A 14,269-nucleotide genomic window follows, 5' to 3' on the forward strand; every position below is an offset into this window, starting at 1 on the left:
ACCCCTTCACCGAACAAATCGGTGGAGGGGTGCTTTTTGGCGTTACAGGAAGGAGTTGAGTAATGAATAGAAGGCCGTTAGTTGCAATTGCTTGCTGCTGCATTATCGGGGCTTCATTTGGATCGCTATTCCAGGATAGAGCAGCTATTATGGCGTTGATTGCATTGATTTTTGTGCTGCTTGGGCTTAGTCTCTTAGGGAAAGTAGGTCCTAAATTAGCAATCTTATGCGGAATCGCCCTATTCCTTTTGCATAGTGAAAGACAGTGGGTTGAGCAGCGCAATATTTCGGACCTTACCGTATCAGGGGCTACGGTAAACTCAGAGGTAGAATTACAAGGACGCTTGACTACAGTCGCAGAAGTAGACGGGGACCTGGTATCATTCAGGCTTAAGGCAACTGCGATACAGATTGGGAATGCTGCTGTGGAGAAGAAGATAAGCGACACTGTCATCATTAGAATCAAGCTCAATAAGCAAGAGGAACAAGTAATTGCTGCTAGTTGGAGAAGAGGAGACCACGTAATTGTTAAAGGGGTAATAGAGCTACCTGGGGAGGCGAGTAACTTCGGGGCTTTTGATTATCGGAATTACTTAAAGAAACAAGGAATCCATTGGCAGCTATCCACTAAAGGATTGGACTCTGTTACTCATACAAACCATTCTATACCTACTCTTATGAAGCCACTTCGAGTATTGGATGATTTACGAGATGCGATAGGCGGAATAATGGACCGTTTGTATACTGACGAGGATTCGGGCTATATGAAGGGATTGGTTGTTGGAATTCGTTCGGATCTAGATCCTGAACAATTCGATAATTTTGCTAGGATTGGCTTAACCCATGTGCTTGCGATTTCCGGACTTCATGTGGGAGTGGTTGTTTATTTACTTTTACAAATCGGAGCTGTATTAAGATTAACTCGTGAACGGACGCTGGATATGACCATCGCAATGATGCCTGTTTACATGATGATTACAGGCGCTTCGCCTTCAGCTGTTCGAGCATGTTTAATGGCTATGCTCGCATTGTGGTTGGCACGTCGTAATGCCTTAAAGGATGGACTTCACCTCCTGCTTGCGGCGGCTATGCTCATGCTTCTGTGGAATCCTTCCCTTATCGAAGATGTGAGCTTTCAGCTCTCTTTTATCGTAACGGCGGGTTTAATTCTATTTGTGCCTACGATCACGGAGTCGTTACCGATTCCTTGGAAATGGCTTAAGGGGCCACTTGCTGTTGCTTTGACCGCACAGCTCGTTTCGTTTCCAGTGTCAATCTATTACTTCCATGCGGTTCATCTGCTCTCCTTGCCGGCTAACTTTGTGCTCGTGCCATTCATCAGTTTTGTCGTCATGCCGTTAGGGATGGCATCTATTGCTTTGGGCGCGATATGGATACCTCTCGGGATCATTCCAGCGAAGCTGGCTACATGGGGAAATCAATTGACGTTTAGTGTGGTGAATGGGTTGAATGGGTTTGTCGAGCTTAGAATGGTATGGCCTCAACCTTCTTTGCTGTGGGTTGTGTGTGCTTACTTACTTATGGGAATAGGAATTGTAGGGTTGAAAAGACGATTGACTCGTAAAATAGAACGGGAATGGTGGACGAAACAAGCTTCGGCAGGAAGAGGAGACAGCCCATTCGAGAATACGACTATGCCCTTATCCATACAAGGTGATTATCCGAATGCTAGTGGACGAGATCGACTGCTGATCATGTCCATCAGTCGACGTCTCCTATACTTGATTCTTTTCTTCGGTTGGCTCCTATGGGGATATCAGCCTATGTGGATGGACCGCAGTGCGACAATTTCATTTATTAATGTAGGCCAAGGAGATTGCATCTTGATCCGTACAGGCCAAGGAAAGCATATCTTGATCGATGCGGGTGGTACAGTCAGCTTCAGTAAGCCGGGTGAGGAATGGAGAGCCCGCAGTGATCCGTATGAGGTGGGTCGAAAGCTACTCGTTCCCTTGTTATTGAAGCGAGGAATCGGGGAAATAGATGTTCTTGTGCTCTCCCACTTAGATAACGACCATATCGGAGGTGCTCAAGCCATTCTAGGCAACATTCCCGTGCGGAGCTTATTTTTTAACGGAACAATTAAGGATTCTCCAGGAGTTCTAAGCCTGCTCCGACAGGTAACGGATAAGAGCACAACGGCTTACGAAGTCCATTCTCCTATGGAGTGGGAGGTAGATGATTCAACTACGATCCAGGTGTTATATCCCACAGCTCAGCAGATGAATGTCGATAATACGATTGAGGTGCAAAATGAACAAAACGAATTGAGTATTGTATTGTTAGTAACGATATATGGTCGTAGCTTCTTGTTACCTGGTGATTTGGAGGTGAATGGGGAAAGGGAGGTCGTTGAGGCTGAGCGGTCGAACGGACGGCAAGGAATTGATGGCTCGAGGCATATTGATGTGCTTAAAGCAGGACATCATGGGAGTAAGACCTCTACGACTCAGGTGTGGGTTAACTATTGGTTGCCGCAGGAAACGGTCATTTCTGTCGGGTTGAACAACTTTTATGGTCACCCTAACAGAGATGTGTTGGATCGACTCGCGGAGGCTGATAGCCATGTGTGGCGGACAGATTTGCACGGAGAGATTCAATATCGGGTCGATCAGAGAGGTACTATGGAACGCAGAGTAATGCGATTGGAGCAACAAGAATATCGAAAATAAGAACAACCGCCAATCTCAGGGATCGGCGGTTTGGCAATTAATTATCTTTGGCGTATCGAACGTTAGCAATTACGGCGAGGAGAAGTGGACGTAGGTGTTCCATATCCGCGGTATTGTAGCGAATTGAGATATAAGTACGATTATTTTGCTCGGTCTCGTATTGGAAATAATCGTAACGGATATTTTGATTATCTCCCCAGAACTCCGTACCTAGATATTCAGAATAGGAGATTAGGTCTTTCTCCTTGCGCAAGTAAGGCAAGGACGATTCATCCGCTTCCATTAGCTGAATAATTCCTGAGCCTTTTTTGGATTCATATTCATATCCGTCTTCGAACTTGACGGTCTTAATAGAGTCCGGTAAATACAGGCCGAAATCCCGGAACGGGTCTTTAAACCATTCGGCAGGAACTAAAGTTCCTTCCACTTGTAGTTTAATTGAGGAAGTACCGTCGTAATCCATACCGATAAATAGTTGATCTTGGTCTATCTCAACCTGAGAATCATTTACAAGGATCAAGGTGTCCTCGCCTTTTTTGTATTGATAGCTAAAAATCCGATTATCTTCGTAGATGGCCTTGAATATACGTGAGTTGTTGTCGTAAAGGACGGTGTTCGGAAGCTCTGCTTTTAAGACGATATTCAGATCCACGAATTTGATTTCAGAGTCAACCTTTTTGTAAATAAGAACTCGGCCGATCGTTGAAGCTACTGTAGCGATTACTTCCGGAGTTCCATCCTCGTCGATATCGACCTCCTGCGCGTGCGTTTCAAGTCGGAAATCGCTTATCGGAACACCAGGTAATGCCTCCTCAAAGTGAATCCAGTTATTCGTTACGCAATTGGCACCGCAAACGCCATATATCCGAAGGTGAAATTCTCCGAATAAATAACTCTTTGTGATTGCGATCTCATTCAAATACGTGAGCTCACCTGCAGTGCCAATTTCATATATTTTATTTGTGGAGCCGGAATTCGGTCCATCCGTGGGTATTTCCAGCCCCGCGTATAATTGCGTTTCGTCTTCCTTTTTAATGTAAATCACATACTTACCAAGCTCATCCACTTCGACGACTCGTTTCACGATAATCGACGATTTGTCTATCTGTGTCGCTTCGATCCGATTCACTTCTGCTGGATATACTCCTAATGTTGCCAATGAACCCTCAGGATCCTCGTAAGAGAGTTTAATTTGCTCCTCGGCTATAGGCATTGTCGTCTCCGGTGGCTGGATCGTCTCTGTTGGAGTTGGTAATGGCGTTGGAATATCATTAGGAATCGGCGTTAGCGTTCCCGCTGGAATTACTGGTTGATCGTTCGAAGGGGTAGGCATGACTAGAAATAGCAAGACAACACATAGGACGATGGCAGTTGCCCATCCAGCCCACTTCTTGAATTTTCTTTGTATCGGCTGACTTTCTTGTGTTCGTCGGGTTACTTCTTGTTTCATTTGTTCGTTAAACGACGCATCATCCAATCCGCCCTTGGCTATCCCGTACCAATCCGGCTTTGTCTCCTTCAATGCTTCCACCCCTTTAACTGAGTTTCTACTTCCTTTCGAGCACGATGGAGTCTAGATTTAACCGTGCCTTCTGGAAGGCTCAGTAATTGAGCTATTTCTTGTACGGCTAAGCCATGCTCCAGATCAAGGACAAGTACCTCTCGTAATTTGTTTGATAGATTCATAATGATATTCCAAATGTCCGAAGCTGATTGATTGCCTATATAAGCAGTTTCGGCGGAAGGCGCTGATTGACGTGGTTTGACGGTCCCAAATAGTCGTATTCTCCGAAAATAGCTGGAGGTTAAGTAGTTGAGCGATAGATTTCTTGTAATCGTAAGAAGCCATGTCTTAATGGTGGATTGACCTCTGAACGTATGGATATTATAGTGGGCTTTAATAAAAACCTCTTGTGCGATATCCTTGGCTTGCTCCCTGTCCTTGGTTAGAACATAAGCATATTTCAAGACATCGTCCCCATATTGATCCATGAGCTGCAGGAGTACAGATCCATCAACGGAATCAATATGCTTCAGATAATCAGATCCCATATGTTCACCTCCAACCTATTAGACAGTGTATAATGATAATCGGTTCCGTTTATTTAGTAAAAACATAAAACATTATGCCTTTTTGAACATTTTTGCTAGACTTGAAGTAAGATTAATAAAAATACCGAAAATTCCCTTGAGGGGATTGCAACCTTTTTTCAGACACTATCGTCTGAGAAGGTGCAGAGGGAGGATGATCTTCTGTGGTGGAGCCGGCTCTGATCAAAGCCGCACAAGCGGGCGACCAGGATGCTCTCGTCGCACTACTCCGCGAAATTGAGAATCAAGTATATCGGACTGCTTATTATTTGTTAAATAATGAGCAAGATGCTTTGGATGCATCTCAGGATGCGTTAATCCGGATATATACAAAAATTAATTCGTATGAAGAAAAGGCTCAATTTCGCACTTGGGTGCAACGGATAGTTACAAACATATGTATTGATAAATTTCGGCGTAAAAAACCTTCCGTGTCTATCGACGAACACGATATGATTTTTCAATCGGGAGATAATGTTGAAACCGAGGTTCTTTCAGCATACGCCGCGGAGGAAATACGCGAAGCAATCGGCAAGCTTCCAGAGCATCATCGAACGGTTGTTGTCCTCCGTTATTTGCAAGATTTTTCTTACAATGAAATTGCTGACTCTTTGAATTTACCCCTTAATACGGTTAAGTCTTACTTATTTAGAGCCCGGCAACAATTGCAGATTCTTCTTCATGATTATCAGAAAGGTGGTGTCCGGGGATGATTTGCCAAGAGGTGATGGAACTCATGCAGCGTTACATTGACAGTGATTTGGATCAACAAGAAACTTCGCTCATGATGGATCATGTTGGTCAATGTCCTGACTGTGCCGCCATATTAGCTAGGTTACAGAAGCTATCTAACGAGCTGGAGCAGTTACCGCGCGTCGTTCCCAAGTTTAGTCTTGTTGACGCCATTATGCCAGAGTTAGAACGTCTTCACGCAGCCGAATCGATTACCGATTCCAATACTACTGTAGAAGAGTCTGTATCTCATTCGAAACCGATCATAGCTAGGTCGCATCGTCCGTCGCGAAGTTTATTGCGCAATATAACGGGTGTCGTCGCTGCTGGAGTTGTCGCAGGGCTGTTGTTATTCGGTCAGCCTGACCAGTGGTTTTTATCTGGAAGCCAAAGCAACAATGACGCAGCGATGCCAAGTCCTGCAGCAGCAGTAGCCGAATCGCCACTGATGGCGGATGAAAGCCAAAGCCTCGAAAATTCTTTAACGAGGAAGATGGTTGTACAAGATCAATCCGGATCTTCCGATTCAGAACCAAAAAATGATTCTGAAATGGGTGATCAAAAACAATTGAATGCATTAGGTGGAGACAGTTCGAACTCTGTTAATCCTGAAAAATCCCCTATGTCGATTAGCTCGATTCCGGCTACAACATCCGAATCGGCGGATGGGAAGTGGAGAGCAATCGCCGTGGAAGGGACTGGGACGTTCCAGGTATACAATACTGCCGATAACAGCGAGTACTATGCTTCTCAGCCTAGAGTTGGAACAGTAAGCTTATTCGAATGGAATTCGGATAACACTTTGTTATACTTTACATTAACCGATGCTGAAGGCGTTCAAACGCAATGGCAATTAGATTTGGCTACGGCAACAGAATCACAACGTTAACCGTTTTTGTCACCTTTTTCGCTAATGAGCGTATAGTGTACAGATGAAGTTGACGATCGTCACTGGACCATCGTCACGGTCGTTCGCGCACGGCACCATGGGCCGGCCGGCGGACGTTGATATAGATGTCCAAGAGCAAAGAGATCGCGCCTAGCAAAAGGTGTGATCTCTTTGTTTTTTGTTGTACAATTGTAGGAGTACATAAGGTTGGGAGATCGGCGCAATGGATTCTAAACAAGCATTTCGTTCAATTAAACAAGGGGTAATATCTCCAATATACGTTTGCTACGGCACTGAGTCTTATATCATGAATGAATTTATTGAGCGTTTGCTGGAGCAGCTCGTGCAACCAGAGCATCGGGAAATGGCCATAGTTCGTTTTGATACGGGAGAAACACCGATTGACAATATTATTGAAGAGGCGGAAACTCTTCCGTTTCTTGTGCCTAGTAAAATCATTCTCGTCAGGGATAACGTGCTGTTCGCTGCGGGTAAAGATTCCGCGAAGGTTGAGCATCGTCCGGAGAGCTTGCTCGCTTATATGGGGCATCCATCAGAAACGACGGTGCTTGTATTTATGGTGTCCAATGAGAAGCTGGATGAACGCAAGAAATTAGTGAAAACTGCGAAGTCAAACGACTCAGTTATTTCCTTCAGCCCGCTACAATCAGAGGAATTACTACAGTGGCTACTGAAGCGCGCTTCTAATCAAGATCGTAAGATGGGCATCCCAGCAGCGGAGGAGGTGCTCCGTCGTGTTGGGACGGATATGCAGGCGTTAGCAGCCGAGACGGACAAGCTTTGCTTACACGCAGGCAAGGGCGGCTCCGTGACGCTGGAATCGGTTCAATCTCTTGTGCCTATGGCGACGGAGCAGAATGTATTTAAGTTAACGGAGGAGCTAGCAGCTTTGCGCACTGCGGAAGCGATCACGCTCTATTATGACCTTCTGAAGCAACGCGAGGAGCCGATTAAATTGATGGCGCTACTTGTCCGACAGTTTCGCAATATGCTGTACGTCAAAGAGCTTGGAAGTCAGGGCTACTCTCCGCAGCAAATGGCGTCTCAGCTGGGACTACATCCCTATGCTGTGAAAATAACAGGTGAGCAAGCACGTAAATTCAGTCAAGAGCGACTGGCGACTTTATTATCTGATCTAGCTGATCTCGATTTTGCAATGAAAACAGGGCAAGTGGAGAAAACGTTAGGTCTTGAGCTCTTCCTACTCAAAACAGGCTCCAGAGGTGCGGGTTAGCACGAATAACAGCAACATTAAATGCTGTTTACAACATGATTAATGAAACACAACAAAAAAAGCCATTCTATAAGCAGGTAAGACTGCTTTAGAATGGCTTTTTCCTGGCTGCTGCGTCTAAAGGCAAAGCAGCCGCATATACGTCAGGCACAAGCTTATGCTTGCGCGGACAATGCGTTTAGTTTTTTGGCCAGACGGGACTTTTTGCGAGCAGCTGCATTTTTGTGAATGAGCCCTTTTGTTGCCGCTTTGTCCAACTTCTTCTGAGCCGCGCCGTAAGCTGCTTTAGCAGTGTTTACGTCCGTTCCTACAACTGCTAGATCAGCTTGTTTAACTACTGTACGAAGAGCTGATTTAGCTGAAGCATTACGCAAGCGACGTGCTTCATTTGTTTTAGTACGTTTAATGGCGGATTTGATGTTTGGCATTCTTTTCACCTCCAGATAAAACAGAAGTATTTCTCTACACAACTTGATACATTCTATCATGCAAGGGGGTAAAAAGCAAGCTGATCTCCCATCACAATCCGGATATGAAAGGGGCTTGATTTCACCTCATGGATCATGATTTGTCAAAGTATAACATTCGCACGGATTTGGCTCTAGAAGCCCATGAGATTGCGACGCAAGAGCAGCAGTCAGAAGCCATACCAGGGGTCTGGTCAGAGAATGATACTGCGGATGGAATTACAATTAGCCGCATGGAGATTCAGACCGAACAAGCCGCTCAGCAGATCGGTAAGATGATTGGGCACTATGTCACCATCGATGTGCCGGAATTACGGCAAGGCGACACAACTTTGCAGGATAAAGTCGCGACTTCGTTCGCGAAGGAGTTCGAAGCATTCCTGACACGTATCGGAATTACGGCAACTAGCAGCGTACTCATCGTTGGGCTAGGGAATATGAGCGTAACCCCGGATGCCCTTGGTCCCATCGTCGTGGACAATATTATGGTGACTAGGCATTTCTTTGAGCTTATGCCTGACCAGGTTAACCCTGGGTACAGGCCGGTTAGCGCAATTGCGCCTGGTGTACTGGGTACGACAGGAATTGAGTCTAGTGATATCGTGCAAGGTATCGTTGAGAAGTCCAAGCCAGACTTGATCATTGCGATTGATGCTTTAGCAGCCAGGTCACTTGAGAGAGTAAACACGACGATCCAGATCGCGGATACTGGCATTCACCCAGGGTCGGGTATCGGCAATAAACGTAAGGGGTTAACGAAAGATATTTTGGGTGTGCCTTGTATCGGTATCGGTGTTCCGACAGTCGTATACGCCTCGACCATTGTGAATAATACGATGGATCTCGTATTCGAGCATATGAAGCAGCATACATCAAACACGGATCCCCTGTTTGGAGTATTCGGAAAAATGGATGAAACAGAGAGGTTGCAGCTTGTTAAAGAGGTGTTAAACCCTCTAGGACATGATCTTCTTGTAACACCAAAGGAAATTGATAAGTTTATGGAGGATATCGCCAATGTAATTGCGAGTGGCCTTAATGCTGCCCTCCATGAAGCTGTGAATACAGATAATGTTGCTGCTTACACACATTAACAGCTTTTGATTTATTGAATGTCAACGGGACAATGGTGTCGATCGGTAGAAACAAGAATGGAGCTGTTCCAGTAGGTCTGTTTTATACAGACCTTCCGGAACAGCTCCTGTTTTATTGCATTCTATCATCTTCTTCACAATTTGGGAGAGCTGGTTTCCTGGGATAACACAGGCGCGTTAAGCTTTAAGATGAGCGAAATGATTCTTAGAAAAAAAGTTATTCCAAGGCAAATATATAATGAAATGATGTGTGGAAGAATGTTGTAAGTTAGAACATAGCTAATAGATCCTACAATCGATGCTACTGCATAAATTTCTTTCCGGAATACATAAGGGATTTCTTGAGCGAATAAATCTCTCAACACGCCGCCTCCAATCCCTGTAATGAGTCCCATGAATACAACAAGAAAAGGCTCGTTAGGGAAAAGTGTAATCGCAGTGCTCGAGCCTATCGCAGTAAAAGCACCCAAACCAATGGCATCAGAAATAAGAATGAACTGTCCAAGGCGGACGATATTGCGATAAAAGAGCCAAGTTAATAAGCCGGCAATCGAGCTCACAAAGAAATAGCTAGGCTTGATAAAAGCGATCGGTGGTACATTGCCAACTAATAAGTCGCGAATAATTCCGCCGCCTAAAGAAGTAGCAACACATAAGCATATGACACCAAATAAATCGAGCTGCTTTTTGATACCCATTAAGGCGCCTGATATTCCTGCAGCTATAATACCTAGATAAACAACGGCGTCCAGTAGATGCATCTCTCTATACTTCCTTATCATTTTAAGTCCAATATACAATAATTCTATGTTTATCTCCATAAAAGAATATGTTCATCAAGTCGTTATAGCGTTGTCAGTCACTTAGCTCTATTTCCTCCAATTCTAGTAACCTCTGAGAGGTTGGTTCTATCATTCTTTCTTTTCTCATATGATGGAATACCTTTGGAAAATAAGAGATTGGGTCTCAGTAGGTACGAGGCCCCGGGGAGGTTGAGGGGATGAAACGAAACGCCGGATCGTTTAACTGGCCGCTCATACGCGCAAGATGGCGACGTATTCTGATTACCGGCCGAGCGTATTTCATCTTAAGTGTATGCTCTATGGTGTTGTTCGTTTTACTAGGATTAGGCGGGATGGTTCAGAGATCGTTAGCTGCTTCCCCTGTACAATCTATGAAGGGCTTTGCCGCTTCCTTGTCTGGACAGTTTTTTCAATCCTTGCTCAGTATGGAGCTTCCACAGATGGAGGCTAGTGAAGGATCGCCATTGCAGACAGGCCGAATGGCAGCGTTCCTATTGCGGTTTATGACGGACATGAATCCTAATGATCCTAAGAGCTTGCTCGCTCTGGAAATGCCTGGAATGGACAGAGATAATTCTGTATTGTTGCGTCCGGGATCAGATGAGCCAGAAGCGCCGGAGGATCATGGGCCCCTTGATCAGAAAGGGGAGTACCCTGTAGAAGGGATTTCTGGGATATCAGGAATTACTGGTTTACCTGACCCCGATCAAATCCTACAGCCCGCGGGTGGAACGGAGCAAACGGCCGAGCCCGAGCCAAGCGCTCCAGATAAGAGTACTAATCCTACCCCGAACAAGCTATCTACGGAAGGTCGTAAGGTTGTATTCATCTACCACTCCCATAATCGCGAATCCTTTTACCCAGAGTTGAAAACAGATAAGAAGGATCCGAATTCTGACACGGTTAATGTAACTTTGGTAGGAAAACGGTTAGCTAAGCAGCTGGAATCCCTTGGAGTGGGTGCATCTCAATCCTCGAAGGATTATCCAACGAAGGTTCAGGGATATAATTGGAATTATTCGTATAAATATTCACTGCAAACCGTTCGCCAAGCACTTGCTTCCAACAACCAATTGAAATTTTTCTTTGACATCCATAGAGACTCTCAGCGCCGCAAGAAAACGACGGCAACGATCAAAGGGAAAGATTATGCCCAGGTTTATTTCATTATCGGGCACAAAAATCCGAATTGGCGAGAAAACGAAGCTTTCGCAAACGAAATTCACGAGCAATTGGAGAAGAATTACCCAGGCCTATCTAGAGGGGTATGGGGGAAGACGGCTGCTAACGGCAATGGGGAATATAACCAATCGGTTGCCCCAGACAGCGTGTTATTGGAAATAGGCGGCGTTGATAATACGCTGGAGGAATGCTATCGTACGGCGGACGCACTTGCTAAGGTCATTTCGGAGCTGTATTGGAATAATGAAAAAGCGGTTAAAGTGATTGCCAAAAAGGAATAAGGAGGTGGGCGGCTTATGCGTCGGGATACGTTAAAATTACTTATTTTTGCGGGAATTGTAGGGTTTGCTGTTATGTATGGAATGGAGCTATCCTCGAAAGGGATAGAAAACATAAATGGGCCTTGGGAAACGACAAATCCGACAGCAGTGGAGCAATCCACTGCGGAAGAAGGGGATTGGACGTTACCAGCAGGACATTACGAGAACCCGGACAAAATACCTTCTGATGCCGATAATTGGAATAATAATGAAGAACTCAGCATCCCTCGATACGATCGCGAGCCTATCGTTGACCGCGTCTCTGGTAAAACCGCGGAGGTGCTGCATGATTTGTCACGTAACGGGATTCGGATGGTTGTGTCTATATTTGATAAAGTTATGGGCTAAAAAGTGGGTCGGGTCGCTGAGGTGGGCTTGACGTTAGCCGCTCAGTTGTCATAAGATTAGGTTAATTATGTTCTAAGGGAAAATTTTAATGTTGGTATGGGTTCTGAACTGAATTATCTGATACGTCGTAGATAAGCCAAAGGGTAAAAACCGTCTGAATAGAGGGTTTGTTTCCTTGTGCTTGATCGCGACACTGATAACCAGTGAAGAACCGGTCGAGACCGCCCCTTACGAAGATTGTTTTCGGGGAGATCAGCCGTGCTCATCAGGGTACGGCTTTTTTTGTGTAAAAAAACGGATATGAGCCGTTGTTTGCATGATTTCTCTTCGGATTGACTTCTGACAGGCTGCGAGCTTGCGCCGATGGCGCTTGTTCTTGCAGCCTGTTTTTTTATTTTCAACTCAACATTCAGGAGGAATTAACAATGAGACAACATTCACTTCAAAAATTAGAGTACAACCGGGTCATAGAAATTTTGCGAAGCTATACAGTAACTTATTTAGGTCAACGACACATTGAGAAGCTTGAGCCTCTTAGGGATATAGAAGTCATTAAACGTAGATTGTCGGAGACGCAGGATGCTAGTCGATTACTTGCTCGTGGAGGACATCCACCCCTTCCTTCCCTAGAAGGGATGGAGACGCTGATGAACTTACTTGGAACGGGATATGTAATGACCGAGCAGGACTTCGGGTATATGGCTCAATTTGCAAGAAGCTGTGAGCAACTACGGCAGTATATGTCTGGGAAGAAGGCAGAGTCTCCAACCGTTGCTGCTTATGGGACATCCATGTTTGATCTCAAACCCTTACGTCTAGAGATCGAGGCCTGTATCGACAGAGGCAGTATTGTGGACACGGCAAGCTCGGAGCTGCAAAAAATTCGTAAGAAAATACGTGCTGCCGAAGAAAAATTACAAAAACGTTTAGAAGGGATGCTGTCCAGATTTTCTGATATTTTGCAGGAGCGATTGATTAGCCAACGTGGGGGGAGATATGTGCTTCCAGTGAAGAAGGAGTACCGTAAACGAATTCCCGGTACGGTACTAGATGAATCGTCCAGCGGACAAACGGTATTCATCGAGCCCTCTGAGCTAGCGGGATTGCAAATGGATTTAAGCATGCTAAGGAGTGAGGAAGGTCGTGTGGAAACACAGATCCTGGCGCAGCTTACAGGCGAGGTAGAAACGTACGCTTATGAGTTATCCGTTAATGTGGACACGGTTGGTCATTATGATTTCCTATTTGCTAAAGCGAAATGGGGGCTAACGATTGGCGGGATAGCACCGGAATTGAATGAGAAACGGATTATTGATCTAAGAGAAGCCCGACATCCGCTGCTAGCAGTTAAACCAAAGCCACTGGATATTTGTTTAGGAGCGGGCTATCAAGCTTTGCTAATAACCGGGCCGAATACAGGAGGTAAAACAGTAGCGCTCAAAACGGTTGGGCTATTGACGCTAATGGCTCAGTCAGGCTTGCTCATTCCTGCGGCAGAGGGTAGCCGAATGTGCGTATTTCGCTCTGTGGAGGTAGATATCGGAGACGATCAAAGCTTGGATTCGTCACTTAGCACGTTCTCCTCACATCTTCGCAATGTGATCGATATTTTGGCTCATGCAGGATCATCGACTTTAGTTCTGCTCGATGAGCTAGCAACGGGAACAGACCCCGGCGAGGGGGTTGGTCTCTCTATTGCTGTATTAGAGGAGCTGTACCGTAGAGGCTCAGTCATTATGGCTACGACGCATTTTAATGAAATCAAACAATATGCTCGTGATACAGATGGCTTTCAAAATGCACGGATGGCGTTCGATGAAGAGACACTTAGTCCGCTATATCGGCTGGAGATGGGAGAAGCGGGCAACAGCTATGCATTTGTCATTGCGGCTAAGCTTGGGATATCCTCTGCTATCATTGATAGGGCTAGCACGATTGCAAAGAGCTTAAGTCAAGGTAAAGGGAACGGAACGGTTCCTCAGCAAGCTACTCGTGAGGGGAAACCGACTCAATGGAGTGGTCGAAACAATCACATAGGAAAGCAGAAAGCGAAGCCAGCGGCTGCTGAGAATGACGAGTTATCGATGAAGTGGGCTGTAGGGGATGTTGTATTTATTCCGCAGCTGCGCAAGCCAGGGGTCATCTATCGCTTGCCTGATGAGAGAGGCAATATGATCATCCAGGTGCAAAAGGAAAAGCTTACAATTAACCATAAGCGTATTCGCAAATTTATCGACAAAAAGCATCTCTATCCAGAAGGGGATTATAATATGGATATTGTTTTTGAATCTGTCGAGGTTCGCAAGAAACGCCATCTGATGGGCAAGCGCCATGTAGACGGATTATCCATTGAGAAGCCTTCCGAAGATTAATCGAGCCTATGAAAATAAGGCTC

At 45.4% G+C, this 14,269-nt stretch carries 12 protein-coding genes; 8 read left to right on the plus strand and 4 right to left on the minus strand.

What is annotated here, in order from left to right:
* The first annotated feature begins 62 nt into the window (after positions 1-62).
* A complete protein-coding gene (locus M1K58_RS17620; RefSeq protein ID WP_256760150.1) occupies positions 63-2,693 on the plus strand; it encodes a ComEC/Rec2 family competence protein in 2,631 nt (876 codons plus the stop codon).
* 37 nt (positions 2,694-2,730) lie between these two features.
* Here M1K58_RS17620 and M1K58_RS17625 read toward each other — a convergent pair whose 3' ends face one another.
* Positions 2,731-4,215 (minus strand): hypothetical protein, encoded by a 1,485-nt coding sequence (locus tag M1K58_RS17625; RefSeq protein WP_256760151.1) that lies wholly within the window; start codon positions 4,213-4,215, stop codon positions 2,731-2,733.
* Positions 4,212-4,745, minus strand: a complete 534-nt coding sequence (locus tag M1K58_RS17630; RefSeq protein WP_256760152.1) for an RNA polymerase sigma factor — start codon at positions 4,743-4,745, stop codon at positions 4,212-4,214. Before M1K58_RS17630 ends, M1K58_RS17625 begins: the two co-directional genes overlap by 4 nt.
* A gap of 203 nt (positions 4,746-4,948) precedes the next feature.
* Here M1K58_RS17630 and M1K58_RS17635 point away from each other — a divergent pair, with 203 nt between their 5' ends.
* The 3 genes from M1K58_RS17635 (at position 4,949) to holA (ending at position 7,660) form a co-directional block, all read left to right on the plus strand.
* A complete protein-coding gene (locus M1K58_RS17635; RefSeq protein WP_256760153.1) occupies positions 4,949-5,497 on the plus strand; it encodes an RNA polymerase sigma factor in 549 nt (182 codons plus the stop codon).
* Positions 5,498-5,511: 14 nt separating this feature from the next.
* Positions 5,512-6,405, plus strand: a complete 894-nt coding sequence (locus M1K58_RS17640; RefSeq protein ID WP_256760343.1) for an anti-sigma factor family protein — start codon at positions 5,512-5,514, stop codon at positions 6,403-6,405.
* Between the two features lie 223 nt (positions 6,406-6,628).
* Positions 6,629-7,660, plus strand: coding sequence for a DNA polymerase III subunit delta (gene holA, locus M1K58_RS17645; protein WP_256760154.1), 1,032 nt, complete (start codon positions 6,629-6,631; stop codon positions 7,658-7,660).
* A 155-nt stretch (positions 7,661-7,815) separates the two neighbouring features.
* On the opposite strand, the gene rpsT is transcribed toward holA, so the two are convergent.
* Positions 7,816-8,088 carry a 30S ribosomal protein S20 gene (gene rpsT, locus M1K58_RS17650; RefSeq protein WP_256760155.1) on the minus strand — a complete coding sequence of 91 codons (273 nt, stop codon included), beginning with the start codon at positions 8,086-8,088 and terminating at the stop codon, positions 7,816-7,818.
* Between the two features lie 128 nt (positions 8,089-8,216).
* Here rpsT and gpr point away from each other — a divergent pair, with 128 nt between their 5' ends.
* Positions 8,217-9,221, plus strand: a complete 1,005-nt coding sequence (gpr, locus tag M1K58_RS17655; RefSeq protein WP_256760156.1) for a GPR endopeptidase — start codon at positions 8,217-8,219, stop codon at positions 9,219-9,221.
* Positions 9,222-9,355: 134 nt separating this feature from the next.
* Here the strand turns inward: gpr and M1K58_RS17660 are convergent, their stop codons facing one another.
* A complete protein-coding gene (locus M1K58_RS17660; protein WP_256760157.1) occupies positions 9,356-9,982 on the minus strand; it encodes a trimeric intracellular cation channel family protein in 627 nt (208 codons plus the stop codon).
* 239 nt (positions 9,983-10,221) lie between these two features.
* On the opposite strand from M1K58_RS17660, the gene spoIIP reads away from it, so the two are divergent.
* The 3 genes from spoIIP to M1K58_RS17675 all read left to right on the plus strand — a co-directional run bounded on the left by spoIIP (position 10,222) and on the right by M1K58_RS17675 (position 14,246).
* Positions 10,222-11,487, plus strand: a complete 1,266-nt coding sequence (gene spoIIP / locus M1K58_RS17665) for a stage II sporulation protein P (RefSeq protein ID WP_256760158.1) — start codon at positions 10,222-10,224, stop codon at positions 11,485-11,487.
* A 15-nt stretch (positions 11,488-11,502) separates the two neighbouring features.
* Positions 11,503-11,874: a hypothetical protein gene (locus tag M1K58_RS17670; protein WP_256760159.1), complete on the plus strand. Its 372-nt coding sequence runs from the start codon at positions 11,503-11,505 to the stop codon at positions 11,872-11,874.
* A gap of 425 nt (positions 11,875-12,299) precedes the next feature.
* Positions 12,300-14,246 carry an endonuclease MutS2 gene (locus M1K58_RS17675; protein ID WP_256760160.1) on the plus strand — a complete coding sequence of 649 codons (1,947 nt, stop codon included), beginning with the start codon at positions 12,300-12,302 and terminating at the stop codon, positions 14,244-14,246.
* The last annotated feature ends 23 nt before the right edge of the window (positions 14,247-14,269 follow it).

Origin of the sequence: Cohnella sp. WQ 127256 (genome assembly GCF_024519285.1) — a bacterium.
Taxonomy (GTDB): domain Bacteria; phylum Bacillota; class Bacilli; order Paenibacillales; family Paenibacillaceae; genus Cohnella.